This is a genomic window from Streptomyces sp. A0958, assembly GCF_004795035.1.
Taxonomy (GTDB): Bacteria; Actinomycetota; Actinomycetes; order Streptomycetales; family Streptomycetaceae; genus Streptomyces.
On sequence record NZ_SSBK01000036.1, the window covers coordinates 25795 to 51054 of the forward strand.

Here is a 25260-nt window from a genome sequence, read left to right on the forward strand (position 1 = left end):
CCGCCGGACGGGCTCGGGTGGCTGCCGGGCGGGCTCGGGGTGGCCGTTGACCGAGGGCGGGTGGGGCCCACTCCAGCCCGTCCGGCGATCGAGGACGGACGGGGCTGGAGCGGGCGGTCGGCTCGCGGTGTCGGTTACGCGACCGGCGTGCCGTTGTGGGGCGCGCCCGCGACCCCGTTCGCGACCTCGGCCACCGGGACATCCGCGAGCCCCAGCGAGCGCGCGTGCTCCAGCAGCTGGCGGACCTGGTCCGCGCCCACCCCGGCGGCCCCCGGCGCGGCCATCAGCCGCATCAGGAGCGCCGACACCGTCAGGTTCTGCACGTCACCCGTGGACACCGACGACAGCACCCGAGTCAGGTCCTGGGTGAACGAGGACTCGCCGCTCAGCCACGGACCGGCCAGCGCCTTCGCCGTGTCGGAGCTGCCGACGAAACCGTCCAGGCTCTTGCCCATCGAGATGGACGAGACGAGGCGGTCGAAGAAGACCGACTCGCCGCCGACGATGTCGATGTCGGCGTTCTCCAGTCCGGTGGCCAGCACCGTCGCCTGCGCCTCGGCCACCTGCCGCTGCACGTCGAGTCCGGCGAGCCGGATCTCCTTCTCGGCGGCCAGCCGCAGCCGGTACTCCTCGTGGCCGCGCGAGGCGTCGTCCAGCGCCGCCATCGCGGCCGCCTTCTCCGTGAGGCCCGCCGCCTCCGCCTTCAGCTTCTCGCCGATCATCGCCGCGTCGGCCACGGCCTGGGCCTGCGTGCCCTCCGCCTCCGCGAGGGCCTTGAGGCGCGCACCCTCCGCCTCGGCCCTGAGCCGTGCGGACGTCGCCTCGGCCTCGGCGAGACCGGTCTTCTCGATGACCTCCGCCGCCGCGTCCCGCACCTGCACGTCCGCCAGGCCGGCCGCCGCCGACTCCGCCTGCACACCCTCGGCGAGCCGCAGCTTCGCCTGGGCGTCCAGGTCCGCGGTCTTGAGCCGGGCCTCGGCGAGCGTCAGCTGCTCGGCGGCGCGGTGGGTGGCGGCGGCCTCGGCCGCCTCCGCGGCCTTGATGTCCTTGACCAGCTGCTCCTGCGCCTCCGCCTCGGCGGCGATGATGACCGACTTGCGGGTGCGCTCGGACTCCTCGACCGACCGCAGCGTCTTGATGGACTCCTCCTGCTCGGCGACCGTACGGTCCACCGCGATGCGCTCGCGGATGACGTCGGCGACATCGCGGCGCTCGGCCTCGACCTCCTTCGTCGCGGCGATCCGGTTCAGCTCGGTCTCGCGCTCGCGCCCGATGACCTCCAGCATCCGGTCCTTCTCGATGCGCTCGTTCTCCACGGCGATGACCCGCTCGCGGTTCTTCTGCGCGACGGCGATCTCACGCGCCTGGTTCTCCCGCTGGATGCCGAGCTGCTCCTCGGTCCTGATGAACGCGGCCTGGGCGCCCAGGCGCTCCTCCTCCTGGACCCGGGCGGTCACGGACTCCTCGCGGGCCCGCAGCGTCTCGACCTCGCGGCGCTGCTTGATCTCGGCCTCGGCCTGCCGGCGCTCCAGCTCCAGGATGGTCTCCCGGGCGTCGACGTCCTGCCGGGTGATCTCCTTCTGCTCGGTGCGCTGGAACTCGTTGGTCCGCACGTGCTCGATCGCGGTCAGCTCGGTGATCTTGCGGATGCCCTGCGCGTCCAGGATGTTGGCGCCGTCGAGCTGCGCCATCGGCGTCTGCTCCAGGAAGTCGATCGCCGCGTCGTCCAGGTGGTAGCCGTTGAGGTCGGTGCCGATGACCCGGATGATCCGGTCCCGGAACTCCTCGCGCTTGGTGTAGAGGTCGACGAAGTCGAGCTGCTTGCCGACGGTCTTCAGCGCCTCGGAGAACTTCGCCGCGAAGAACTCCTGGATGGCGGCCTTGTCGCTGGCCCGCTCGGTGCCGATCGCCTGGGCGACCTTGATGACGTCCTCGACGGTCTTGTTGACCCGGACGAAGAACGTGATGTGGATGTCGGCGCGGATGTTGTCCTGGCAGATCAGGCCCTCGCGCCCGGTGCGGCGGATCTCGATGGTCTTCACCGAGATGTCCATGGACTCGGCCTTGTGCAGCACCGGCAGGACGACGGCCCCGGTGAAGGTCACGTCGACCTTCTTGGTCTTGGAGATGATCAGTGCCTTGCCCTGCTCCACCTTGCGGAAGAGCCGGGTGACGATCAGAAGCACGGCTACGGCGATGAGCAGGACCACGGCGATGAGGAGGCCGAGGCCCAAGGAGATGGCGTCCATGACAGTCCTTGGCGGCTGGTGGTACGGAAAATGAGCGGTTTCGGGGGTGTGGTGGCGCGGTGGCGCACGGCCCGGGTACGCCGGGCGGGCACATCGCGCCGGTGAGAAGGACGGCTCAGGCGGTGGGGCCGGGAGCCGTACGGCCGTGACGGGGCAGCTCGGCGGGGGGTGGACCCGGGTCGAGCGCCTTGTCGTAGGACGAGACCCAGAAGAACTCCCCGGCCTCGTCGTACGCGTACAGCAGGCCCGCGCTTCCGGCGGTGAGCTCCGCGTCGGCGGGCGGCAGCTGCCGCACCTGGACGATGGCGGTCGACCCGTCGGCCGCGGCGACCTCGGCCTGGCCGAAGTCGGGACCGACCGAGCCGGTGCGGACCGTGCAGACCCGGCCCAGGAAGTCCTGGCGCGATGGCGGGGGCTGGTCCGGGAAGAAGCGGCGGAAGTGGTGGACGAGGAGCCGCACCGCACCCCAGGCGAGCAGCAGCGCCCCGGCGAGCACCCCGAAGGCGAGCACGGCCCGGACGGTGCCGGTGGCTCCCGAGCGGTGGATGAGGACGGAGCCGGTCAGGGCGGTGAACCAGCCGACGGCGACCATCAGGGACACCGAGACGGTGACCGGTACGCCGCCGACGCCCGCGAGATCGGTGTCGACGTCCGCGTCGAAGGAGTGGTGGTCGGCCGCGCCGACCAGGACGAGCAACCAGAAGGCGATGACGACGACCAGCGCCGCGGCGAAGAGTACGGCCGGGAAGGACAGTGTCGCGTCCAGGAATTCCCGCATCGGTTTCCCACCCCCTGCCGTCCCGCCGGCAGCACTGCCGGCGCTTGCGCGGGGCGGGCGGTGACCCCGGTGCCGCAGCGCCGCCATGGGCGCCGCCGCGGCGACCGGGTCCTTCCCCCGTCCCCCGTGCACCCCCGTGTTTCCCCCGTGGTCCCCCGGTTGGTGCTGACAGGATCGTGTCATCCCGGGACGCCCGGTCGCATTGCCGGATCACGGCAATGTTTTCCGTTCTCCGGTGCCGGGCACCGGCACCGCTTCCCGTGCGTTGGGCAGATGTCGATGGCACAGCAGAACGGAGGCGGATGCGTGGCGGAACCTGAGATTCCCGACGGCTTTCTGGAGGGTTACGCCCAGATACTGGGTGAGGCGGCCGCTTCGGGGCGACGGCCCACCCGCGAGGAGCTGGACGCCCGCCGGGATCTCGGCCGGCAGGCCGCCGAGGCCGGGCACCAGCTCCGCGCCCTGGTCCGCATGCACCTCGCCGAGACCCGGGCCGCCTGGCCGGACGCCGCCCACGGCGCCACCCCGGCCTCCGTAGCCGCGTCCACCGACAGCGTGCTGGCCGCGGTCGAGCAGGCGGTCGATGCCTTCGCCGACGGCTTCGAGCGGGCGCAGCGCCTCACCGTGCGCCGGGAGGAGGCCGCCCGGCGGGAGTTCATCGACGACCTCCTGTACGGGCGCAGCAACCTGGGCCGGCTCGCCGAGCGGGCCACGCGGTTCGGGCTGCGGCTCTCGCGCGCCCACGCCGTCGCGGTGGCGGCGGGCCCGGAGGCGTACACCGAGACGGACGCCGTGCCGCGGCAGGTGGAGGCGGCGCTGCTGGCCCGGTTCGGCGGGCGCAAGATCCTGCTCACGACGAAGGACGGGCGGATGGTCTGCATCGCGCCCGGCAGCCAGCCCGACGTCCTGCGGTACTTCGCGAAGCAGGCGCACGCGGCGACGGACGGCGGCCGGGTGGCGGTCGGCCGCGCCCACCGGGGCCCCGGCGGGGTGGTCCAGTCGTACGACGAGGCGCTGGACGCCCTGGACCTGGCGGACCGGATGGATCTGGACGACCCCGTGCTGTACGCCGGCGACCTGCTGGTCTACCCGGTGCTGACCCGGGACCGGCAGGCGATGGCCGATCTCGTACGCAGTGAGCTGGGCCCGCTCCAGAAGGCCAGGGGAGGCGCCGAGCCGCTGCTCAGGACGCTCTCGGTGTACTTCGACGCGGGCTGTGTCGCCGCCGAGACGGCCCGCCGGCTGTCGCTGAGCGTGCGCGCCCTCACCTACCGGCTCGAACGCATCCACCAGCTGACCGGCTCCGACCCGACCGACCCCATGCACCGCTACACCCTCCAGACCGCGGTGATCGGGGCCCGGCTGCTCGACTGGCCGGCCAAGGAGGTCTGAGCGGGTTCCGCCCGGCCGTCCCCGCCCGCTCTCCACATGCGGGGAAGGTGGCCTCCGCCTAGCGTGATCAGCCGGGGGCCGAGGCGATGTGCGCAGCGAGGGAGATCCGCCCCATGGCCCGTGAAGCAGGTCCGTCCCACCGGTGGTGGGTGCTCGGGGTGATCGGTCTGGCCCAGCTGATGGTGGTGCTCGACGCGACGATCGTGAACATCGCCCTTCCCTCCGCCCAGCAGGACCTCGGCTTCAGCGACGGCAACCGGCAGTGGATCGTGACGGCGTACGCCCTCGCCTTCGGCTCGCTGCTGCTGCTCGGCGGCCGTGTCGCGGACCTGGTGGGCCGGCGGGTGGTGTTCCTGACCGGTCTGGTCGGCTTCGCGGTCGCCTCCGCGATCGGCGGTGCCGCCCCCAGCTTCGAGGTCCTGGTGCTGGCCCGGGCGTTGCAGGGGCTGTTCGGCGCGCTGCTGGCCCCGGCGGCGCTCTCCCTGCTGACCACCACGTTCACCGTGCCGAAGGAGCGGGCCAAGGCCTTCGGGATCTACGGCGCCATCGCCGGGGCTGGCGGCGCGGTGGGGCTGCTGCTCGGCGGGGTGCTCACCGAGTACCTGGACTGGCGCTGGTGCCTCTACGTCAACCTGATCTTCGCGTTCGTGGCGTTCACCGGGGGCTGGCGGCTGCTGACCGCCGGTGCGCCGACCGACCGGCCGAGGCTCGACATCCCGGGGACCGTGCTCGTCTCGTCCGGACTCTTCTGCATCGTGTACGGCTTCTCCAACGCCGAGTCGCACGCCTGGGGTTCGCCGCTGACCTGGGGGTTCCTGGCGGCGGGCGGGCTGCTCCTGGCGGCCTTCGCGTGGTGGCAGACCAGGGCGCCGCACCCGCTGCTGCCGATGCGGGTGGTGCTGGACCGCAACCGGGCGGCGTCGTACCTCGCGATGTTCATCTCCGGCGGCGGCATGTTCGGCGTCTTCCTGTTCCTCACGTACTACCTGCAGAAGAGCCTGTTCTACTCGCCGGTCTCCACGGGTCTGGCCTTCCTGCCGATGGTCGCCGTCATGATCGTGTCGTCCGTGACGACGACGAACGTGCTCGTGCCGCGGCTCGGCGCCAAACCGGTGGTGCCGCTCGGCATGGGCATCGCGGCGGCGTCCATGGTGTGGCTGACCGCCCTGGACCTGACCAGCAGCTACGCCGCGCACGTGCTGCCGCCGACGCTCTGCCTGGGCCTCGGCCTCGGCATGGTCTTCGCCACCGCGATGAACCTGGCCACGGCGGGCGTGGGGGCGCGGGACGCCGGGGTGGCCTCGGCGATGGTCAACACCAGCCAGCAGGTCGGCGGTTCCATCGGTACGGCGCTGCTGAACACCCTCGCCACCAGCGCGGCCACCAACTACCTGGTGGGCCGCAGGCCGACCCGGCCGGTCGTCGCCCAGGCGCAGCTGGAGAGCTACGCCACCGCGTACTGGTGGTCGGCGGGCTTCTTCGCCCTCGGCCTGCTCGTCACGTTGATCCTCTACCGGCGCGGGGTGCCCCGCCCGCACCTCACGGAGGAGCCCGAACCGGCGCGGGCATGAGTGGCGGCCGTCAGCGGCCGGGCCGGGAAGTGGGCGCGGGGCCTTCGGCCAGCCGGACGAACGGGATGGACTCGCCCACCCGCCGGTAGTCCTCCGCGCTGCCGTCCACCGTGAACCCCAGGTACGCGCAGAGCCTGCGGGCGGCCCCGGGGTGGCGGGGCGCGTACCGCGTCATCAGCTCGCCGCCCTCCTCGGCGGTCAGGAACTGCGCGGTCACCGCGTGGAACCGGCGCCCGGCCTGCACGGTGGCGTGCGGGGTCCGTTCCAGGTTGCGGTACCAGTCGGCGCCGGGGCCGAAGCCGGAGGCGACGGTCCAGCTCGGCCGGCCCTCGTGCGGGGCGGCCTCGACGACCTCGACGGCGGTCCGGTGGGAGAGGCCCGAGACGCGGCCGGTGTGGACGAGCAGCAGCAGCCGTCCCCCGAAGAGCGGCCCGAGCCCCATGCGGAACATGTGGACGGGAAGCCGGAAGGCGGTGCGCCGCCAGCCGGTCGGCGGGGCCGGGCGCCGGGGAGCGGGCGAAGCCGCGGGTTCGTGCGTCACTATGCAAACGTTGCACGATCCAAAGGTCGGTGCCACCGTTGCGGGCCGTCGGTCCGATACCGGTTGGGCACCGTTTCGGCATCGACCTGCCGCGGGTTCGAGTAAGCAGCCCGCGCGCGGTAAAAAGGGGCATGGCCGCGCACGGACAGGCACCCGATGACCCACCGACCGCCCCGGACCGGGACGACGTCGACGCGGTGACCCGCGCGGTGCTGACCGCGTCGAGACTGCTGGTGGCCGTCTCGGCCCGGTCCCTCGCGGCGGTCGAGGACCGGGTGACGCTGCCCCAGTTCCGGCTGCTCGTGGTGCTCTCCACACACGGGGACGCCAAGCTTGTCTCGCTCGCCGAGCGGCTCGGCGTCAACCCGTCGACCGCGATGCGCATGCTGGACCGGCTGATCGCGGCGGGCCTCGCGGAGCGCCAGGTCAACCAGGCCAACCGCCGCGAGACGGTGCTGCGGCTGACCCCCGACGGGCACCGGCTCGTCGAGGAGGTCACGGCCGGCCGCCGCCGGGAGGTCGCCTCGATCGTCCAGCGCCTCGCCCCCGGGCAGCGCGCCGCGCTGATCGACGCGCTGCGGGCGTTCACGGAGGCGGGCGGCGAGGCGGCGGCCCCCGCCGAGGGCACCGACATCTACCCACTGGGCTGGGCCCCCGACCTCCCGGCCCCGCACGGCACCTGAGCCGGAGCACGGCGGCCGGTCACTCCGCAGAAACGTTCCCTCAGAAGAGGCCGCCACTCGGGGAAGGCCGTCACTCGGGGAAGCCGTCACGCCGGGGAAGCTGTCGCTCCGGGGAAGCCGTCACGCCGGGGAAGCCGACACGCAGGGAATCCCGTCACACCGAGGCCGCCGGCCCGCCGGGGAAGGGGAAGCCGTCACTCCGAGGAGGCCGAGACTTCCTCGTGCTCGGACGCGGACGGCACCCGCGTCGCGAGAACCGCGGCACCGCTTCCGGCGGCCGGTTGCTCCTCCTTGCCGCGCCACTTCTGGACGCGTGCGACGACCGGCTGCGTCCAGCGCGCGGTGAGCGGGCCGACGATGACCAGGATCATGACGTACGCGGTGGCGAGGGGCCCGATCCGGGGCTCGGTCGCCACGGCCAGCCCGGCGATGACGATGGAGAACTCGCCGCGCGCCACGAGCGTGCCGCCCGCCCGCCAGCGGCCACGCTCACCGATGCCGGCGCGCCGGGCCGCGTACCAGCCGGTGCCGATCTTGGTGAAGACGGTGACGACGGCCAGCAGCGCGGCCGGAAGCAGCACCGGCGGGATGTCCGAGGGAATCGTGGAGAGCCCGAAGAACACGAAGAAGACGGCGGCGAACAGGTCCCGCAGCGGGGACAGCAGCTTGCGCGCGCCCTCCGCGACCTCACCCGAGAGCGCGATGCCGACGAGGAAGGCACCGACGGCGGCCGACACCTGGAGCTGCTGGGCCACCCCGGCGACCAGGACGGTCAGCCCGAGCACGACGAGCAGCAGCATCTCCGGATTGTCGGAGGACACCGCGCGGCTGATCAGCCGGCCGTGCCGCAGCGCGAGGTAGAGCACCAGACCGACCGTGCCGAGCGCGATCAGCAGCGCGATGCTGCCGCCGGCGAGGCCGACGCCCGCGAGCATCGCGGTGAGCAGCGGCAGGTAGACGGCCATCGACAGGTCCTCGATGACCAGCACCCCGAGGATGACGGGGGTTTCGCGGTTGCCGAGGCGTCCCAGGTCCGCGAGGACTTTGGCGATCACGCCGGACGAGGAGATCCAGGTGACGCCGGCCAGGGCGACGGCCCCGACCGGGCCCCAGCCGAGCAGCAGGGCCGCGACGGCGCCGGGGGTCGCGTTGAGCACGAAGTCCACGGCGCCGGACGGGTACTGCGTCTTGAGGCTGGTGACGAGTTCGGACGCGCTGTATTCGAGCCCGAGCAGGAGCAGCAGCAGGATGACGCCGATCTCGGCGCCGACGGCGGTGAACTCCTCACTGGCCCCGAGCGGCAGCAGCCCGCCCTTGCCGAAGGCCAGCCCGGCCAGCAGGTACAGGGGGATCGGCGAGAGTCCTATCCGGCCGGCGAACCGTCCGATGATGCCGAGCCCCAGGATGACGGAGCCCAGCTCCACCAGTAGTGCGGTCATGTCGTGCACTGTCAGCCCTCCGCGATGATCTCGGAGAGCGTGTCGACGCCCTCGCGTGTTCCGACGACGACGAGCGTGTCGCCGATGGCCAGCCGGAAGTCCGGCCCGGGTGACGGATGCGCGCTGTGGGTACGCAGCACCGCCACGATCGAGGCGCCGGTCCGGGTCCGGGCCTTGGTGTCGCCGAGCAGCCGGCCGCCGTAGGGCGAGCGGCTGCCGAGCGGGATGTGCTCGGTGACCAGATCGATGCCCTCGGTCCGTACGGCGTCGATCGGCGCCGAGTCGATGAGGTGCGCGAGCCCGGTGGCCTCCTGTGGTGTCAGGGGGACGGAGAGCCGGCACGAATCAGGGTCGTCCTGGTCGTAGAAGCCGATGAACCGGCGCCCGTCGTGGTGGACGACCACGGAGATGTGCTGTCCCGACTCGGTCGTGTAGTCGTACTGGACGCCGACTCCGGGCAGCGTGGTGCGGTGGGTTCCCATGGCTTCCTCCCGAGGGGCGCGGTGCGCGCGACACACTTGGTGATTTCTTTAGACTTGCATTACCTTATCCGGAGCCGTCGGCCGACCGGGAGCGAAGACTTTCGGCCACCCCTCCCGGGCTGTTCCGGCCCCGGACACAAGCGTGCCCGGCCGGTTGCGCAACCGGCCGGGCACGCGGGGTCTCGCTGGAGATCAGTCGCTGATCTCGATCTTTCCGTTCGGTTCCGCGGTGGTCTCGGCGGCGGCCTCGGCCGCCACCGGCTTCGGGCCCGCTCCCTTGAGGTTCTTCAGCAGGGCGGCGAGGTCGACCCCGGTGGTGGAGCTGAGCAGTTCCATGCCCTGGGCGACGTTGTCCGTGACCGTGCGGGAGAGCTGGCTCGCCCCGTCCGTCGAGATGACCGTCATCTTGTCGATCGCGCTCATCGGCTCGGCCGCCTTGGCGACGACCTGCGGCAGCACCTCGACGAGCATCTGCAGGACGGCCGCGTCGCCGTACTGCGCGAAGGCGTCGGCCTTCTTCTGCATGGCCTCGGCCTCGGCCGAACCGCGGGCGGCGATGGCGTCGGCCTCCGCCTCACCCTCGATGCGCACGGCCTCGGCGAGCGCGGAACGGTGCAGCTTCTCACCCTCACCGGTCAGCCGGGAGCGCTCGGCGTCCGCCTCGGCCTCCTTGACCTGGGCGATACGCCGGGCCTCGGCCTCCTGCTCGGCCTGGTACCGGGCGGCGTCGGCGGGCTTGCGGACCTTGGTGTCGAGCTCGCGGTCGGTCAGCGCGGCCTGGCGCTCGGCGACCTTCTCCTGCTCGCTGAGGACCTCCTGCTGACGGGCGGCCTCGGCGAGCGGACCGGCGGCGTTGGCCTTGGCGGCGGCCGCTTCCGTCTCGGCCTTGATCTCGGCCTGCTTCAGGTAGAAGGTCCGCTCGGCGATGGCGATCTCCTCGGCGGCCTTCAGCCGGGCCTGCTCCGAGGCGCGGCGGGCGATCGCCTCCGCGATGTCCGCCTCCTGCTTGGCGCGCGCGGCCTCGGGGCGGCCGAGGTCCTCCAGGTACGAGCCCTCGGTGGTGATGTCCTGGATCTGGAAGGCGTCCAGGATCAGGCCCTGACCGGACAGACTCGCCTCGGCCTCCTCCGCCACCTGGCCGGCGAACGCGGCGCGGTCGCGGATGATGTCCTCGACCGACATCCGGCCGACGATGGCGCGCAGCGCACCGGAGAGCACTTCCTGGGTGAAGCCGACGATGCCGTCCTGCTGGCGCAGGAAGCGCTGGGCGGCGGCCCGGATGGCGTCCTCGCTGCCGCCGACCTTGACGATCGCGACGCCTTCGAGGTTCGACTTGACGCCGCGCAGGGTGACGGCGCCGCGCACCGCGACCGGGATGTGCCGGCTGGACAGGTCCAGGGTGAACTTCTGCTGGACGAACGGGACGACGAAGACACCGCCGCCGACGACGACCTTCTGGCCGCTGTTGTCGATGCTGGCCCGGCCGGTCACCGGGTCGACGGACTTCTTGCCGCGGCGGCCGGTGATGATGAACGCCTGGCTGGGGCCGGCCACCTTGTAGCGGGTGATGACGGCGAGGGCGAGCAGGACCAGGAGTACGACGACTCCGACGATGGCGATCATTACTGGACTCATAGGGTGTTCCCCCTCTGCCTCCAGGTGGGGGCAGTTGTGTGGCGTGCGGTGATGGAGCGGCAGGCGTACCGGGTCAGCGTTCGACCGGACGGACCGAGACCGCGGTGCTGGAGAGGGCCGCCTCGACCCAGACCTCGGCGCCGCGCGCGACCGGCACCCGGCTCTTCGCCGACAGCTTCACGAGCTGTCCCCCGAGCCGCAGCAGGACCTCGCCGTACCCGTCGGCCGGAATGGCCGTGACCACCGAGCCGGAGGTGCCGACGAGATCCTCGTTGCGCGGGGTCGCGTCGGTCTGGTCCCGCATCAGGGCGCGGCTGAGCTTCCAGGTCAGCGCGGCGGCGACCAGCCCGGCCAGGACGCCCGCCACGGTGGCGGCGAGCGTGCCGGCGCCGGTCGTGCCGAGCACGATGGCGCCGCCGAAGCCGAGCATCGAGAGGAATCCGGCGATCACCGGAAGGGAGACCAGCCCGCCCAGACCCTCCAGCAGGCCCCCGAAGAGACCTTCGAGAATCCCGTCGAAGACGAGGGACAGTGCGAGCAGCACGACCCCCGCGATGCCGAGACCGAGAAACAAGTTCATGTGATCGTCACCCCTCCCGGCTCCGGCATCCCCCGAACATTTCTGTCGAACTGGCTGGATGGTCCCATACGCGCCCCCCGGTGCACACTGCCGGAACCCGGCAATCTTCTACCTGGCCTTGATGCCGGACAAGTGGTCGGCCAGGGTGTCCGTCGACTGGAACGTCGCCCCCAGCAGTGCCACGTGCTTCCACCGCAGCACCCCGTCCGCGTCGATCAGGAAGACGGCACGCCGCACCCCGATCCCGGGCGCCGCGACGCCGAAGGCCCGGGCGGTCTCCCGGCCCGGGTCCGCCAGCAGCGGCATGCGCAGCCCATGGGCGCGGGCGAACGACTCGTGGCTGTCCACACCCTGTGGACTGATCCCCCATACCTCGGCGTCCAGCGCGTCGAAGGTCTCCAGGCCCGAGGAGTACGAGCACAGCTGCTTGGTGCACACGGCCGTGTTGTCGCCCGGGTAGAAGGCGAGCACCAGGGCCCGGCCGCGCGCGTCGGCGAGTGTGTAGTCGCGCCGCTCGAAGGCGTCTCCGTCGAGCACGCCTCCCGCGAGGGTGAACTCCGGTACGCGCGAACCGGGTCTCGGTGACGATCCCATGGCGTGGCCCTTCGGTTTCCGGCGCCCCGGCGGTACCGGCGCCCGTGTCCGTACAGCATGCCTCCGACAGGGGGGACGGTCAGCCACCCGGTGACGGTTCCGGCTCCGTCAGGAACAGTCCGAGCACCAGGGCGAGTACGGGGACGGCGCACAGGATGGTGAACACGCCCTGCGGCCCGTACGCCTCGGCCGCCGCGCCGAGCGCCGGGGCGATCAGGCCGCCGATGCTGACGGCGAGGCCGAGCGTGACACCGGCCGCCGTGCCGGGGCGCCCCGGCAGGTAGTCCTGGCCGAGCTTGACCAGGACGGCGAACGGGATGTTCAGCGCGAGGCCCGCCAGGACCGCGAAGAGCAGCGGCAGCAGGGTGCCGGGGGTCAGCCGCAGGGCGATCAGGGCCGGTACGGCGGCGAGGCCGCCCAGCTGGACCGTACGGACCATGCCGACGCGGTCGGCGATCCGGCCGCCGAGCAGGGTGCCGGCCACCCCGCCGACGAGGAAGCAGGCGAGCGCCACGCCCGCGATGCCCCGGCCGGAGTGCAGATGGCGAATCCAGAACAGCTCGATGAAGGTGATGGCGCCGAAGAACGCCACCGAGCGCACCACCTCGATGCCGGTGAGGAAGAGGAACGGCCGCCACCGGTCCCGCCCCGCCCGTGCGGCCTTGCGGGTGTGGCCCGCCGCCGGTCGGTGCCTGAGCAGGACGAACGCCATCAGGACCGCGGGCGGAATGAAGAGGGCCGTCGCGCCCACCCCCATCGCGACCAGCGCCGGGGTCGCGAGCACCGGGGCCAGGAAGAAGCCGACGCTGCCGCCCGCCGCGAAGACGCTCATCGCGGACGCGCTGTCCCCGGCGGCCTCCCGGGCCGCCTTGCCCGCCGCCGGGTGGAACATCGCGACGCCGAGCCCGGACAGCAGGATCAGCAGCCACACGGCGGCGTACGGCTGGACCAGACCGGACAGGCCGAGTCCGATACCGGCGACGGCGAGCCCGGCGGGGGCCAGCCGGGGCAGCCGGTAGCGGTCCACCGCGAGGCCGATGAACGGCTGCGGCACCGAACTGCCGAGGGCCGCCGCGAGGGTGAGCCCGGAGGCGGCGACATAGCTGTAGCCCCGGTCCAGCACGAAGTACGGGACACAGGCGGGCACCAGGCCCTGGTAGAGGTCGTCCACGGCGTGCGCGGCACCCCACATCCGCATCCGGCGCCAGGCGGAGGGGCCTGCGGCGGGCGGGGAGGCGGACGGGCTCCCGGCGGACGGCGTCTCGGTGGCCGGGCTCTCGGTGGCCGGGCTCCCGGCGGACGGCGTCTCGGTGGATGGGGTGTCGGTGGCCGGGCTCCCGGCGGACGGCGTCTCGGTGGATGGGGTGTCAGCGGACGGGGTGTCGGCGGGCGGGGTCGGCCGGGCGGCTGGACCGGTCATGAGGGCGGCTCCTTGCTGAGGTCCCTTCGAGGATTCCGGCCGCGCCCGGCAGCGGGCTAGCGATAATCTGCCGACTTATGTCGCCAACCTGCCGCACCCTGCACGGCCCGGCCCGGGTGCCGCTCGCGCACCAGGAGCGCATCGAGAGCCACCACCACCTGGAGCACCAGCTCGTCTGCCCCTCGCGCGGGGTCCTCGAGGTGGCCACCCCGCTCGGGGTGTGGGCCGTACCGCCGCACCGGGCGGCGTGGATTCCGGCCGGTGTGGTCCACGCCCACCTGGCGTACGGGCCGACCGAGCTGCGGGCGCTGAGCTTCGCGCCGGCGGACAACCCGCTCCGGCTCGACCGGCCGACCGTCCTGGCCGTCACCCCGCTGCTGAGGGAGGTGGTGGCCTGCCTGACCGACGACACGGAGCTGATCGGCGACCAGCGCCAGCGGCGGAACCTGGAGCGGGTCGCGCTCGACCAGCTGCGCCGGGTCGAACCGCTCGGCGTCTGCCTGCCCTCCCCGTCCGACGCCCGGCTGCGGGACATCGCCCGCATCCTTCAGGAGGACCCGGCGGACGGGCGGACCCTGACCGAGCTCGGAGCGGCCGTCGGCGCTTCGGCGCGCACCCTGAGCCGGCTGTTCCGCGCCGAGACCGGGATGTCGTTCCCGCAGTGGCGCACCCAGCTCCGGCTGCACCACGCGCTGACCCTGCTGGCGTCCGGCGGCTCGGTCACCGCGGTGGCCGCCGCCTGCGGCTACGGCGGGCCGAGCGCGTTCATCCAGTCGTTCCGGCACGCCTTCGGCACCACCCCGGGGTCCTACGCGGCGGGCGGCACGGGCGGGGCGTAGGACCCGAGGAGCATGTCGGCGTCGCGGTCGTCTCCACGGTGGCGGCGGCCGGGATCGAGGGCGCCCCCGGGGGCGCCCGGCGGATTCGCCGAGGGCGCGCCCGGGACGTCCGGCGGATTCGCGGACGCGTTCCCGGTGTGCGAGGTGGCGGCGGCCGGGTGCGTCGTGCTCTCCGCGGTGCCGGCGCCCCGGGGGAGGCCGGAGACCGCGGGGGAGATGCCGCCGCACTGGGCGACACCGGTCGGCGGTGCTGCGGATGCGGGAGCGGGCCGGGCGTCCGAGGATGAAGGGCCGGGCAGTGTGGCGGCCCGTGCCCTGCCCCAGGAGGTTTGCCTTGCCGGTGCACGCCGACCATCCGCCGTCGATCGATGTCGCGGCGCTCGCCGCCGTGCTCGACGGCACGACGGCGGGCGTGGCCGTGTTCGACACCGAGCTGCGCTACCTGTACGTGAACCCGGCGCTCGTACGCCACAACGGCCTCGCGCCCGCCGCCCACCTGGGCCGCCGCCCCAGCGAGGTCATGCCCGACATCGACGCCCGCGAGGACCTGATGCGCGCCGTGCTCGCCGACGGCCGGGCGCGCGAGATCACCTCCAGCGGCCGGCTCCCCGCAGCCTCCGGCACCGCCCGCTGCTACTGGCACGGGGCCTACCACCGCCTGGAGGAGGCCGGCCGGGTCGTCGGCGTCGTCGGGATCGTGCTGGAGGTCGTGGCATCCGACGACGAACAGCGCCGGCTCGCCCAGGCCCAGCGCCACCTGAGCCTCCTGGACAGCGCCAACACCCGCATCGGCACCACCCTCGACATGGACACCACCTGCGCCGAGCTGGCCGACCTCGTCGTCCCCGGGCTCGCCGACGTCGCCATCGTGGAGGTCTTCCCGAGGGACGTCGCCCCACCGGTCCGCCCGGCACCGCCCGGTGTCATCCGGCTGCGGCGCGCGGCGATGTCGGTGGTACGGGGGCTGAGCCCGTGCGCCGCCCGGTTCGGCGTGGCCGGCGACTACGTCGACCACCGGGAGGACGCCGTCGTACCGCGCTGCCTGGCCACCGACCAGCCCATCGTCGAGAACCTCACCGACGACGAGCAGCTGAACCGCTCCGCCCCCAGCCCCGAGTGGGCCGAGGCCTACCGGGACCTCGGCCTGCACTCGTCGGTCGTCGTGCCCGTCTCGGTGCGCGGCGCCCCGATCGGCGTCCTCGGCCTGATGAGGGCCGGCGGCTCACCCGTCTTCTCGGACGACGACGTGGTGGTGGCCAGGGAGCTCGCCGGGCGGGCCGCCGTCCACCTCGACCACGCGCGCCGCTTCACCCACGAGCACACCATCGCCCTGGAGCTGCAGCGCTCCCTGCTCTCCGAGCCCCGGCCGCCCCACCCGCACATCGAGGTCGCCACCCGCTATCTGCCGGCCGACCGCAGCGTGCTGGTGGGCGGCGACTGGTTCGACGTCATCCCGCTGCCCGACGGGCGGCACCTCAAGGCGATGGGGGACGTCATGGGACACGGCGTCGAGGCGGCCGTCGCGATGAGCCACTACCGCTCGCTGCTGCGGTTGCTGGCCGACGAGGAGCTGCCCCCGCACCGCATCCTCCAGCAGCTGGACCGGATGGTGGAGCGGTCCGGGATCGACCGGGCCGCGACCTGCCTGCTCGCCGTGGTGGACCGGTCCGGCGGGATGTGCGAGGTGGCGAGCGCCGGCCATCTGCCGCCGGTGTTCATCGACCCGGGCCCGGCCGGCACCCGGATCTGCGAGGTACCGGCGGGCCCGCCGCTCGGCACCGGGTTCGGCGGCTACCGGTCGACCAGGATGGAGTGCGGGCCCGGGACGGTGCTGTTCATGTACACCGACGGCCTGGTGGAGCGGCGCGACGAGGACATCGACGCGTGCGTCGCCCGGCTCAAGGAGCTGACCCTGCCGGAGAACGGCGACCTGGAGACGCTGTTGGACCGGGTGCTCGAACGCTTCGGGCCGGGCGCCGAGGACGACATCGCGGTGCTGGCCTCCCGGACCCGCGTGGACACCGCCTAGCGCGCCGGCCCGCTCGTCACCCCAGTTCGAGGCTGGTGATGCCGAAGAGGCCGGTGAGGTCGATGTCCGGGACCGGGCCCGTGTACATGCGGGCCGTCTCGAACGACGGGGTCAGCCCGAGGCGTTCGGCGAGCCGTACCGCCGCCGGGTTGGCGTCGGGCACGTCCACGGCGACCGGGGTCGCCGGCTCGGTGGCCGCGAGCGCGCTCACCAGCGCCTCCGCGATCTCCGGCGTGGCCGCGTACAGCGGTCCGACGCGCGAGGACGTACGGCCGGCGCGCAGCACGCCGAGCCCCCGCACCTCGCCCTCGCACAGCGCGGCGAACGCGGTGCGTCCCGGGGTGGTGGTCCAGGCGGCCAGGAAGCCGTCGCGCTCCGCCGGGAAGAAGCGGCGGTCGTAGGCGGACACCAGGCCGAACGGCAGCGACCGTACGTCCACGAGCGTGACGCCCGGCGGCGGCGCCACGCCCAGCGGTGCCAGGCCCTCGTGGCGCAGGTTCGTCCAGGCCGGACGGAAGCCGGACTTCCGGTAGTTGGGCTGCTGCTCCACCACCCCGTCGAGCCCCGTGTTGCGCCCGGCGAGCCGGGCCGTCCCGGCGGCCCACAGCCGGCTCCCGTATCCCCGGCCGCGCAGCTGCGGGCGGGTCAGGTAGAAGCCGAGGAAGCCGAAGTCGGAGCCGTAGCGGACCACGGAGACGCAGGAGACGGGCGTGGAGTCGAGCCTGCCGATCAGGAAGCCGCACGGGTCGGCGGCGAAGAACGCCTGGCCGTCGGTCAGGCCCGGGTTCCAGTTCGCGGCGTGGGCCCAGTCCGCCATCATCCGGATGTCGTCCGCGCTCGCTGTGGTGATCTCGAAGTTCGGCACGCACCCACGATGGACCGCTCGCCCGGTCCGTTCAACGACACGCCCGGCCCCGCTCACACGAACAGGAACGCGGCTCGACCGGTCCGTTCAACGACACGCCCGGCCCCGCTCACACGAACAGGAACGCGGCTCGACCGGTCCGTTCAACGACGCCCGGCCCCGCTCACACGAACAGGAACGCGCACGCCGTGGTCGCTCCGAGCGCCGTCCCGGCCGTCACCTGGCCGACCGTGTGGTAGCCGAGCGCCACCCGCGACCAGGCCACGGCGGCCGTCATCGCGTACCCGAACAGCCACCACGGCGAGTGGACGGCGGCGAGCAGGGCGACCACGGCCGAGGCCACGGAGGCGTCCACCGAGATCTTCCAGACCGTGTTGACCGCCAGCAGCACGACCGTCATCGCCCACAGCGCGAGCATCGCGGCCAGGATGCCGGTGGGTGCCCCGCCCAGCACCATGACCGCCGAACCGACGCCGATGGAACCGAGGATGACGAAGAAGATCGGCGCCCGCTTGGTCCGGTCGACCACATGGCGGTCGCCCCAGGTGCCGCGCCCGCGCTCCCACTCGATGTACCCGGCCGGCACGATCCCCGCGCACAGCGCGCCCAGGAGCCCCCAGAGCAGACCGGTCCAGTGCCCGGCCGCCGCGAGGCCGATGGAGACCATGCCGACCAGCAGCAGGTTGCGCGGCTGGAGTACGTCGGTCACCGTGCGCGCGACGCGGTGGTCGGGTGCGGCGTCCGAGGCGGGGCCCGTGGTGTCGGTGGTGGTCATGCCGGCTGCTCCTTGCCCGTTGCGGAAGAGGATTCCAGGATCTGACGGGCCCGTTCCGGGGTGACCGTGCGGTACGCCGCCGCGACCCGGGCCAGCCAGGCGACCTCACCGTCCTGGTCGGTGGCGTGCTGGGTTCCGACGGCCGCCGCGTCGCCCGCGCTCGCCCCGGCGTCCCGGGCGAGGAGGGCCGCCCTGATCCAGTACGCGTCGGCGAGCGGCCCGGCCCCGGCCGCCTCCTCCGCGGCGGGGAACAGGGCGTCGGGCACGTAGTGGCGCAGCTTCTCCACCGCGTCCGCGATGTCCGCGGCCCAGCGGTCGACGCGCAGGTCGGCCGGGGTGTCGAAGCGGGTCAGCTCGCGCAGCAGCGGGGCCGGGGGCTCGAAGGGCTGGTCGGGGAAGGCCGTCATCAGCTCGTACCAGAGGCCGTGCAGCCGCACCTGCGCCCGCCAGAGCTTGGCGCGGCGGCGGACGTTGCTCAGGGCGGGGACGGAGGCGCCGACCGCGAAGAAGGCGAACAGGACGATTTGTGCGGCCTCGGTGATCTCGTCGAAGTCCAGCGCGAAGGACTCGCTCGGCCGGTCGATGACGCTGACCCAGAGGAACAGCGTCCGGCTGACGGTGTAGCCGACGCCGATGAACATCGCGAACGTCATCATCCCGAGCCCCACCCGCAGATGACGCGTCCCGGCGCTCGCGGTGGCCAGCGCCCACTGGTACGCGCATACGGCGGAGGCCGCGCCGAGGTAGAGGTAGAACACGCTCATGTACAGCGTCGCGCCCCACTGCCCGGCGTGGTCGGCCACGAAGCGGTCCGAGGGGACGGAACGGTCGACGACGGTGAAGAACAGCACGGTCAGCAGCGCGAGGGTGGCGACGGACGCCTTGGCCGCCACCTGCTGGATGAGCCGTGCGAACCGTACGTGCCGGGGGATGTCTCCCTCGTCGGCGTACTGGCCGTAGATGGCCACGATGTAGCTGAGAATGGCCAGAATCGCGATGGTCGCCGTGTAGTGCTTGATGAGGACGGAGAGGTCGGTGACCGGGCTGTCGTTGAGCCCGACGCGCACGATCCGGGTCTTGGTCCACAGCGCGACGGCGAATCCCGCGTAACAGCCCCACAGGGCCCGGCGCCGCCGGTCCTCCTCGTCGCCCCACAGGGCGGCCGGCATGCGCCACAGGGCGACGGCTGTCATCAGGCCCGCTATCAGGTAGCCGGCGAGGTCGAGCGGGGTCACGGCAGAAGTCCTCGGGGATGGGGGGACGCAGGGTCGGGCGGTACGGGCGCTACGTACGGCGGAACAGTCCCCCGCGGCGATGCGCGACCGGGCGCGAGAGCGAGTTGGCGAGCCGCCCCACCATGTCATCGCTCGTCACGTCGCGGGCCATCCGGGGGATGAGCGAAGCACCGAATTCGGCCATGCGTTCGTCGTGGGTGTCGTACTGCGCGCGCGCCTGTACGGCGTCCGGGGTCAGCGTCCCGCCGGGGCCGACGACCCGCGCGATCAGGGAGGTGTCGAAGACGGGCAGCAGCCGCTGGAGCTGTTCCGCGTCCAGCGAGGTGCCGTGGTCGAACCACTCGTGGCACAGCTCGTGCAGGATGACGTGCTGGGTCTGGTACTCGGTGGGGCGCCGGCGGTAGAGCACGAAGCTGGTCCCGCCGGTCTTCAGCCGCAGCCCGCAGGCGGCGTTGACGCGGGCCAGCCGGTCGGGCATCGCGTGCAGCACGATGGTGCGGCCGCGGGCCGCCTCCATGTTCGCCACCAGGCCGGGTATGGAGAACGGCGAGGGCAGCGGAAGCTCCGCGAGGCCTTCCTCGCACTCCCGGCGCAACTTCCGCATGGACATGGGTCAGCCCCGCTGTCCGCCGTCGGCCGTGGGCTCGCGGTCCTCGGCGTCCCGGAGCAGGGCCAGCGCGAACCGCAGCAGCTCCGGCGGGAGCCCGTCCTCGTCGAGCCCGCGTCCGGCCAGCCCGCTGATCTCGCCGGTCCGCCGCTTGGCCAGGAACTGAAGCCCGGCCACGACGTCGTCCACGACCTCGGACTCCTCCTTGAAGAAGCGCCAGTCCACGCCGAAGCCCAGCCCGAGCGCCTTCAGGATCTCCTCGGACGGCTGGGTGACCTTGCCGGCCAGGATGTTGGAGAAGTAGCTGTGGGAGAGGGAGCCGCCCCGCTCCTTGACCAGGTCGGCGAAGACCCGTCCCGAGATCTTGCGGCCGGGGAAGGTCTTCTCGACCATGTACTCGACCTTCTGGCGCAGCGTCCGCAGCTCCGGCGCGCGCTCCTCGCCGTTGTCCATCCGGCCCCCACGTTCACGTCCGCCGCAGGCCCCTGTCCGGTCCCGGGCGGCGCTCGATTCGGTCAACGGGCTCGTACTGTAACCAACCCCCGCGTCCCGTCCCGGGGGCGGGACACCGGTGGCGGCGCGATGGGGAGCATTCTGATCCGGTGTTCGGAGCGGGCTTGCGCAAACACTCTACGTCACTGTTAACTCGAAAAAACATGGGCAGGGGGCCACGAGGGGAGTCCCTTGCCCGTGAAGACACCGGTGCGCGCCCGGCCGCGAGAACGCCGGTGCGCCGCCCGTGAGAACGTCGGTGCGCCGCCCGTGAAGATGCCGGTGCGCCGCCCGTGAAGACGCCCGCCGGGTGCGTCGCGCGCGGGTCGCGTGCGCACTGCCGTGGTGAGCGCAAAGCCGTGGTGACCACAAAGGGGTGTAGCCCTTCACGACGGGGGATGCGTGAAGGGCTACCCGTCCATTATGGACCCTGCCCCGGCAGTCATCAACTGACCGGCCGGTCAGTGTCCTTGCCGTCCTCGCGCCGGTACGCCGCTCCTTGCCGGTTCCCAGCAGCCGCCCACCGCCGGGTGCTCCCCCGAGCCCCCTGGTCAGCTCGGTCCGGCGTCCTCGCGTGCCTTCGTCGTGCTGCCCCGTTCGATGAGCCGGGGCAGCGGCACCCGCACGGTGCGGGCCGGTCCGCCGTCGAGCAGGGCGGTCAGCTCCCGCGCCGCGAGCCGGCCGAACGCGACCGTGTCCCGGGACAGCGCGGTCAGCCACGGAGCGGTCAGCCGGCACAGCGCGGAGTCCTCCCACGACACGACCGACACATCGTCCGGCACCTGGACGTCCAGGCCCGCCGCCACGGCCACTCCGGCCGCCGCCATCACGTCGTTGTCGTAGATCAGCGCGGTCGGCGGATCGTCCCGCTCCAGGACCCGGCGGGTCACCGCGGCGCCCTCGGTGTCGGAGTAGTCCGTGGCCACCGAATGCGCCCCGGTCAGGCCGCGCCGGTCGGCCTCCACGCGCAGGGAGCGGATGCGGCGGTCGGTGTGGGCGAGCGAGGGCAGGCCGGCGATGTGGACGATGCGTCGGTGCCCCAGCTCGTGCAGCCGGCCCACGATGGCGGCCATCGCGCCCGCGTCGTCGGCTCGGACCTGGGAGAGGCCCGGGTGGGGGCCGGTGTCCGTGCCGGGCAGGGCGCCGATGACGACGCCGGGCAGGCCCAGTTCGTCGAGGAGGGCGACGCGGGGGTCGTCGGTGCGCGGGTCCACGACGAGCACGCCGTCGACCCGGTGCTCGGCCCACCAGCGCCGGTAGACGCCGCACTCGGCCGCCACGTCGTCCACCACCTGGAAGAGCAGCCCGAGGTGACGTTCGGCCAGCACCTCCTGGATGCCGGAGATCAGCTGGAGGAAGAACGAGTCCACGCCCAGATTCGCCGCCGGGCGCGCCACGACGAGGCCGACGGTGGCCGAGCCCTCGCCGGACAGGGCGCGGGCGGCGGTGCTCGGGCGCCAGCCCAGCTGTTCGGCGACGCGCCGCACCCGGGCGCGGGTGACCTCCGAGACGCCCGGCCGGTCGTTGAGCGCGAACGAGACCGCGCTCTCCGAGACCCCGGCCCGCTGGGCGATGTCCTTCATGGTCGGCCGCTTCGGTGCCACCCGTGCCTCATCTCCTGCGTTCCCTGTGGTGCTGACGGGTCGTCGGGTCCGCTTGCCCCCGGGGCATCGTAAAGCGTCCCCCGCACTTTGGTCGAGCTAGGTGGGCCGGACAACTAAAGCGCTTGAGCTGACCCCACCTAAAGCGCATTAGTAGTGGCGCGTCAATACGATCTCACACGGCTCTGACCTGCGCTTATGTGGTAACCGAAGATTACGTTCCGGTGAATGTATTGACTTTTGGCCCGCGTGCATTGCAGGGTCTGTCGGGCGAACGCGGCCCACCGGGTCAGGGACCCCGGGCCACCGTCCGCACGCCTGGTCCGAGCAAAGGAGCCGTTCACCGTGCGCATCTCCCGCAGGGCAGTCGCCACTGCCGCCGTCCTCGCCACCGTCCTGCCGTTGAGCGCGTGCGGCGGTGGGTCCGGCTCGGACTCGTCCGACGCCTCCGGCAAGGTCGAAGGGAAGATCACCTTCCAGACCTGGAACCTCCAGGCGAACTTCAAGGACTACTTCACCGGCGTGATCGCGGACTTCGAGAAGAAGTACCCGGGCGCCGAGGTCAAGTGGGTCGACCGCCCCGGCGAGGGCTACGCGGACAAGATCAGCGCGGACGCGGCCGGCGGCACCCTGCCCGACGTCGTCAACGTCTCGCCCGACCTGGTGGCCCCGCTGGCCAAGGCGGGCATCGCGCTCGACCTCGACAAGGCGGCGCCGCAGTACCGCAAGGAGTACCTGGACGGCGCCTGGAAGAGCCACCAGATTCCGGGCACGCAGGGCACGTACGCCTTCCCCTGGTACCTCAACACCGGCCCGATGTTCTACAACAAGCGCCTGTTCAAGGACGCCGGGCTCGACCCGCAGAAGCCGCCGGCCACGTACGACGAGGTCTTCGCGGACGGTCTGAAGCTGGCCGAGAAGAGTCACGGCAAGGTCGCCACCCTCGCCAACGTCCCCACCATCGAGGACTTCGGCCGCTACGGCGGGCAGCTGATGAACAAGGAGGGCACCGGCTTCACCTTCAACGACGCCAAGGGTGTCGAACTCCTCACGCACTACAAGGAGCTGTACGACGCCAAGGCGCTCGACTCGCAGGCGCTGACCGCGACCCCCGAGTCGTCCGGCCACAAGTTCCTCACCGAGTCCGTGGCGATGAACCCCGGCAGCGCGCTGGACCTGGCCAACTTCAAGAAGCAGGCCCCGAGCCTCTACAAGAACATCGGGATCACCGACCAGGTCAGCAGCACCGGCAAGGCCAACATGTACGTCATGGGCGTCATGGTGAACGCGCAGACCAAGCGCAAGCCCGCCGCCGTGGCCTTCGCCCACTACGTGACCGACGCGACCCGGCAGATGGAGTTCGCCAAGCAGGTCGCCATCTTCCCGAGCACCGAGGGCTCGCTGGACGACCCGTACTTCACCAAGGAGGACGGCACGGACGAGACCCGGGTCCGGGTCGCCGCCGCCAAGTCCCTGAAGACGGCGGTCAACTACACGCCGGTGCTGTTCAGCGAGCAGATGAAGACCGAGCTGCGCAACCAGATCGCCAAGGCCCTGCAAGGAAAGCAGAGCCCCAAGGAAGCTCTTGACAACGCTGTCAAGGCCTGTGACCGGCTGCTGCAGCAGAGCTGAGCCCCCTCGTGAACTCCCCCACCCCCAACGGCACGGCGACCCGGAGCACCCGCTCCGGCCGCCGGCCCGGCGGCCGGATCAGCCGCCATCTGCCCCTCAGCCCCTGGCTGTTCGCCGCCCCCGGCCTGATCGTGGTCGGCGCCTTCAGCCTCTTCCCGTTCTTCAGCACGCTGGTCAACTCCTTCACCGACCGGCGCACCCTGGTCCCGGGCTCGTACGTCGGCCTGGCGAACTTCCGCGAGCTGCTGCACGACGAGATGTTCTGGACCGGCCTGCGCAACAGCGTGCTGTACGTGCTCGGCGTCGTCCCCGCGCTCGTCATCCTGCCGCTGCTGCTGGCGATGCTCGTCCAGCGCCACATCCCCGGCATCTCGTTCTTCCGCTCGGCCTTCTACACCCCGGTCGTCGCCTCCATCGTGGTCGTCGGCCTCATCTGGGTCTGGATGCTGGACGACCGCGGACTGATCAACTCGCTCCTGGAGGCCGTCGGCATCGGCAAGGTCGGCTTCCTGAGCGACCAGTGGCTGCTGCTGGGCAGCGCGATGACGGTCACGGTCTGGAAGGGCCTCGGCTACTACATGATCATCTACCTGGCCGCCCTCGCGAACGTGCCGAGGGAGTTGCACGAGGCCGCGTCCGTGGACGGCGCCGGAGTCGTACGCCGCTTCTTCACGGTCACCGTGCCCGCCATCCGCTCCACGATGGTGCTGGTCGCGGCCCTGTCCTCGGTCTCCGCCTTCAAGGTGTTCTCCGAGGTCTACCTGATGGCCGGCCCCTCCGGCGGACCGGCCGGCGAGGACACCACCCTGGTGATGCTCGTCCAGCGGGTCGGCACCGGGCTGAGCGGGCGGGTGGGCTACGCCTCCGCCATCTCGGTCGTCATCTTCGTCGTCACCGTCGGCCTGATGCTCCTGGTGCTGCGCGCCGACCGCAAGGAGGACGCGTGAGCTTCCTGAAGACCACCGACGCCGAGGGCCGGCGCGTCCCGGCCTGGCAGCTCGTCCTGCGTTACGTGCTGCTGCTCGCCGTCCTGGCGCTGACCGTCGGGCCCTTCCTGTGGCAGCTGTCGACCTCGCTGAAGGGCCCGAACGAGGACATCTTCAGCTCGCCGCCGAAGTTCTTCCCCAGCGATCCGACCCTGGACAACTACAGCCGGGTCGCCGACACGATCCCGGTCTGGGACTACGCGCTGAACTCCCTCAAGGTCGCCTCCGCCAACGTGGTCACCAACTGCGTCGGCTCGGCGCTGGCCGGGTACGCCCTGGCCCGGCTGCGCTACCGGGGGCGCAGGGCCGCGACGCTGGCGTTCATCCTCGCCATGCTGGTACCCGTGGAGGGCATCATCATCGCCCAGTTCACCACCATGCGTGACCTGGGGCTGAACAACACCCTGCTCGGCGTGCTGCTGCCCGGGTCGATCGGCGCGATGAACGTCCTGCTGATGCGCAACGCGTTCCTCAACCTCCCCGTGGAGATCGAGGAGGCGGCGTTCGTGGACGGGGCCAACGTGTGGCAGCGCTTCCTGCGGATCGCGCTGCCCTCGGTCAAGGGCACCCTCGCCGTCGTCGCGATCTTCGCTTTCATGGGCTCCTGGGACGACTTCCTGTGGCCGCTGATCGTCCTCAGCGACCCGGAGAACTTCACCCTGACCATCGGCCTGAACTACCTGCACGGCACCTTCGCCAACGACGAACGGCTCGTCGCGGCGGGCACGATCATCGCCGTGCTCCCGCTCATCGTCCTCTTCGCCGGGTTGCAGCGCTTCTTCTTCCGGGGCGTCGGCGAAGGCGCCGTCAAGGGCTGACCCCCACCGCCCACCCC

The 25260-nt window shown here is 72.2% G+C and carries 23 protein-coding genes; 8 read left to right on the top strand and 15 right to left on the bottom strand.

The genetic code is table 11. The features are described 5' to 3' along the window. Positions 1-134: 134 nt before the first annotated feature. Positions 135-2249 (bottom strand): flotillin family protein, encoded by a 2115-nt coding sequence (locus E6P78_RS26885; protein WP_136206247.1) that lies wholly within the window; start codon positions 2247-2249, stop codon positions 135-137. A 115-nt stretch (positions 2250-2364) separates the two neighbouring features. After that, entirely contained in the window at positions 2365-3027 is a 663-nt protein-coding gene (locus E6P78_RS26890) for a hypothetical protein (RefSeq protein WP_136206248.1), read from the bottom strand. Between the two features lie 306 nt (positions 3028-3333). On the opposite strand from E6P78_RS26890, the gene E6P78_RS26895 reads away from it, so the two are divergent. Both E6P78_RS26895 and E6P78_RS26900 read left to right on the top strand, forming a co-directional pair. Beyond that, positions 3334-4419 carry a helix-turn-helix domain-containing protein gene (locus tag E6P78_RS26895; protein ID WP_136206249.1) on the top strand — a complete coding sequence of 362 codons (1086 nt, stop codon included), beginning with the start codon at positions 3334-3336 and terminating at the stop codon, positions 4417-4419. Between the two features lie 113 nt (positions 4420-4532). Then, positions 4533-5990, top strand: coding sequence for an MFS transporter (locus tag E6P78_RS26900; RefSeq protein WP_136206250.1), 1458 nt, complete (start codon positions 4533-4535; stop codon positions 5988-5990). A 10-nt stretch (positions 5991-6000) separates the two neighbouring features. On the opposite strand, the gene E6P78_RS26905 is transcribed toward E6P78_RS26900, so the two are convergent. Beyond that, positions 6001-6531 carry a nitroreductase family deazaflavin-dependent oxidoreductase gene (locus E6P78_RS26905; protein WP_136206251.1) on the bottom strand — a complete coding sequence of 177 codons (531 nt, stop codon included), beginning with the start codon at positions 6529-6531 and terminating at the stop codon, positions 6001-6003. Positions 6532-6662: 131 nt separating this feature from the next. Between E6P78_RS26905 and E6P78_RS26910 the strand changes: the two genes are divergently transcribed. Beyond that, on the top strand, positions 6663-7214 hold the full coding sequence (locus tag E6P78_RS26910) for a MarR family transcriptional regulator (protein WP_136206252.1): 552 nt from the start codon (positions 6663-6665) through the stop codon (positions 7212-7214). Between the two features lie 194 nt (positions 7215-7408). Here the strand turns inward: E6P78_RS26910 and E6P78_RS26915 are convergent, their stop codons facing one another. The 6 genes from E6P78_RS26915 to E6P78_RS26940 form a co-directional block, all read right to left on the bottom strand. Then, on the bottom strand, positions 7409-8662 hold the full coding sequence (locus E6P78_RS26915) for a cation:proton antiporter (protein ID WP_136206253.1): 1254 nt from the start codon (positions 8660-8662) through the stop codon (positions 7409-7411). Between the two features lie 2 nt (positions 8663-8664). Beyond that, positions 8665-9135: a TrkA C-terminal domain-containing protein gene (locus E6P78_RS26920; RefSeq protein WP_136206254.1), complete on the bottom strand. Its 471-nt coding sequence runs from the start codon at positions 9133-9135 to the stop codon at positions 8665-8667. A gap of 192 nt (positions 9136-9327) precedes the next feature. Continuing rightward, positions 9328-10770 carry a flotillin family protein gene (locus tag E6P78_RS26925; protein ID WP_206307925.1) on the bottom strand — a complete coding sequence of 481 codons (1443 nt, stop codon included), beginning with the start codon at positions 10768-10770 and terminating at the stop codon, positions 9328-9330. Between the two features lie 73 nt (positions 10771-10843). Next, positions 10844-11350: a hypothetical protein gene (locus E6P78_RS26930; protein ID WP_136206255.1), complete on the bottom strand. Its 507-nt coding sequence runs from the start codon at positions 11348-11350 to the stop codon at positions 10844-10846. 108 nt (positions 11351-11458) lie between these two features. Next, on the bottom strand, positions 11459-11944 hold the full coding sequence (locus E6P78_RS26935) for a peroxiredoxin (protein WP_136206256.1): 486 nt from the start codon (positions 11942-11944) through the stop codon (positions 11459-11461). Positions 11945-12023: 79 nt separating this feature from the next. Then, on the bottom strand, positions 12024-13364 hold the full coding sequence (locus E6P78_RS26940; RefSeq protein WP_346765624.1) for an MFS transporter: 1341 nt from the start codon (positions 13362-13364) through the stop codon (positions 12024-12026). A 77-nt stretch (positions 13365-13441) separates the two neighbouring features. Here E6P78_RS26940 and E6P78_RS26950 point away from each other — a divergent pair, with 77 nt between their 5' ends. Further along, positions 13442-14203, top strand: a complete 762-nt coding sequence (locus tag E6P78_RS26950; RefSeq protein ID WP_136206257.1) for a helix-turn-helix transcriptional regulator — start codon at positions 13442-13444, stop codon at positions 14201-14203. A gap of 334 nt (positions 14204-14537) precedes the next feature. Further along, positions 14538-16232, top strand: a complete 1695-nt coding sequence (locus E6P78_RS26955; protein ID WP_136206258.1) for a SpoIIE family protein phosphatase — start codon at positions 14538-14540, stop codon at positions 16230-16232. A 16-nt stretch (positions 16233-16248) separates the two neighbouring features. Here E6P78_RS26955 and E6P78_RS26960 read toward each other — a convergent pair whose 3' ends face one another. The 6 genes from E6P78_RS26960 to E6P78_RS26990 form a co-directional block, all read right to left on the bottom strand. Then, positions 16249-17097, bottom strand: coding sequence for a GNAT family N-acetyltransferase (locus E6P78_RS26960; protein WP_136206259.1), 849 nt, complete (start codon positions 17095-17097; stop codon positions 16249-16251). Positions 17098-17260: 163 nt separating this feature from the next. Continuing rightward, a complete protein-coding gene (locus E6P78_RS26965) occupies positions 17261-17872 on the bottom strand; it encodes a hypothetical protein (RefSeq protein WP_136206260.1) in 612 nt (203 codons plus the stop codon). Further along, positions 17869-19107 (bottom strand): MAB_1171c family putative transporter, encoded by a 1239-nt coding sequence (locus E6P78_RS26970; protein ID WP_136206261.1) that lies wholly within the window; start codon positions 19105-19107, stop codon positions 17869-17871. Before E6P78_RS26970 ends, E6P78_RS26965 begins: the two co-directional genes overlap by 4 nt. Positions 19108-19156: 49 nt before the next feature. Further along, positions 19157-19717 carry a toxin gene (locus tag E6P78_RS26975; protein WP_136206262.1) on the bottom strand — a complete coding sequence of 187 codons (561 nt, stop codon included), beginning with the start codon at positions 19715-19717 and terminating at the stop codon, positions 19157-19159. 3 nt (positions 19718-19720) lie between these two features. Continuing rightward, the gene (locus E6P78_RS26980; protein WP_136206263.1) at positions 19721-20167 is read right to left on the bottom strand and encodes a hypothetical protein; all 447 of its coding nucleotides are present in this window, start codon (positions 20165-20167) and stop codon (positions 19721-19723) included. Positions 20168-20757: 590 nt separating this feature from the next. Further along, the gene (locus tag E6P78_RS26990) at positions 20758-21789 is read right to left on the bottom strand and encodes a LacI family DNA-binding transcriptional regulator (protein WP_136206287.1); all 1032 of its coding nucleotides are present in this window, start codon (positions 21787-21789) and stop codon (positions 20758-20760) included. Positions 21790-22152: 363 nt separating this feature from the next. Here E6P78_RS26990 and E6P78_RS26995 point away from each other — a divergent pair, with 363 nt between their 5' ends. From E6P78_RS26995 to E6P78_RS27005, 3 genes are all read left to right on the top strand, one after another. Then, complete coding sequence (locus E6P78_RS26995; RefSeq protein WP_136206265.1) at positions 22153-23439, top strand: sugar ABC transporter substrate-binding protein; 1287 nt, start codon at positions 22153-22155, stop codon at positions 23437-23439. A gap of 77 nt (positions 23440-23516) precedes the next feature. Further along, complete coding sequence (locus E6P78_RS27000) at positions 23517-24386, top strand: sugar ABC transporter permease (RefSeq protein ID WP_136206288.1); 870 nt, start codon at positions 23517-23519, stop codon at positions 24384-24386. Continuing rightward, positions 24383-25243 carry a carbohydrate ABC transporter permease gene (locus tag E6P78_RS27005; protein WP_136206266.1) on the top strand — a complete coding sequence of 287 codons (861 nt, stop codon included), beginning with the start codon at positions 24383-24385 and terminating at the stop codon, positions 25241-25243. Before E6P78_RS27000 ends, E6P78_RS27005 begins: the two co-directional genes overlap by 4 nt. The last annotated feature ends 17 nt before the right edge of the window (positions 25244-25260 follow it).

Coding starts and splice junctions, on each gene's coding strand:
- E6P78_RS26940 (WP_346765624.1), bottom strand. CDS start 13,364: ATGACCGGTCCAGCCGCCCGGCCGACCCCGCCCGCCGACACCCCGTCC.
- E6P78_RS26980 (WP_136206263.1), bottom strand. CDS start 20,167: ATGGACAACGGCGAGGAGCGCGCGCCGGAGCTGCGGACGCTGCGCCAG.
- E6P78_RS26925 (WP_206307925.1), bottom strand. CDS start 10,770: ATGAGTCCAGTAATGATCGCCATCGTCGGAGTCGTCGTACTCCTGGTC.
- E6P78_RS26975 (WP_136206262.1), bottom strand. CDS start 19,717: ATGTCCATGCGGAAGTTGCGCCGGGAGTGCGAGGAAGGCCTCGCGGAG.
- E6P78_RS26910 (WP_136206252.1), top strand. CDS start 6,663: ATGGCCGCGCACGGACAGGCACCCGATGACCCACCGACCGCCCCGGAC.
- E6P78_RS26900 (WP_136206250.1), top strand. CDS start 4,533: ATGGCCCGTGAAGCAGGTCCGTCCCACCGGTGGTGGGTGCTCGGGGTG.
- E6P78_RS26890 (WP_136206248.1), bottom strand. CDS start 3,027: ATGCGGGAATTCCTGGACGCGACACTGTCCTTCCCGGCCGTACTCTTC.
- E6P78_RS26990 (WP_136206287.1), bottom strand. CDS start 21,789: ATGAAGGACATCGCCCAGCGGGCCGGGGTCTCGGAGAGCGCGGTCTCG.
- E6P78_RS26885 (WP_136206247.1), bottom strand. CDS start 2,249: ATGGACGCCATCTCCTTGGGCCTCGGCCTCCTCATCGCCGTGGTCCTG.
- E6P78_RS26930 (WP_136206255.1), bottom strand. CDS start 11,350: ATGAACTTGTTTCTCGGTCTCGGCATCGCGGGGGTCGTGCTGCTCGCA.
- E6P78_RS26950 (WP_136206257.1), top strand. CDS start 13,442: ATGTCGCCAACCTGCCGCACCCTGCACGGCCCGGCCCGGGTGCCGCTC.
- E6P78_RS26920 (WP_136206254.1), bottom strand. CDS start 9,135: ATGGGAACCCACCGCACCACGCTGCCCGGAGTCGGCGTCCAGTACGAC.
- E6P78_RS26965 (WP_136206260.1), bottom strand. CDS start 17,872: ATGACCACCACCGACACCACGGGCCCCGCCTCGGACGCCGCACCCGAC.
- E6P78_RS26935 (WP_136206256.1), bottom strand. CDS start 11,944: ATGGGATCGTCACCGAGACCCGGTTCGCGCGTACCGGAGTTCACCCTC.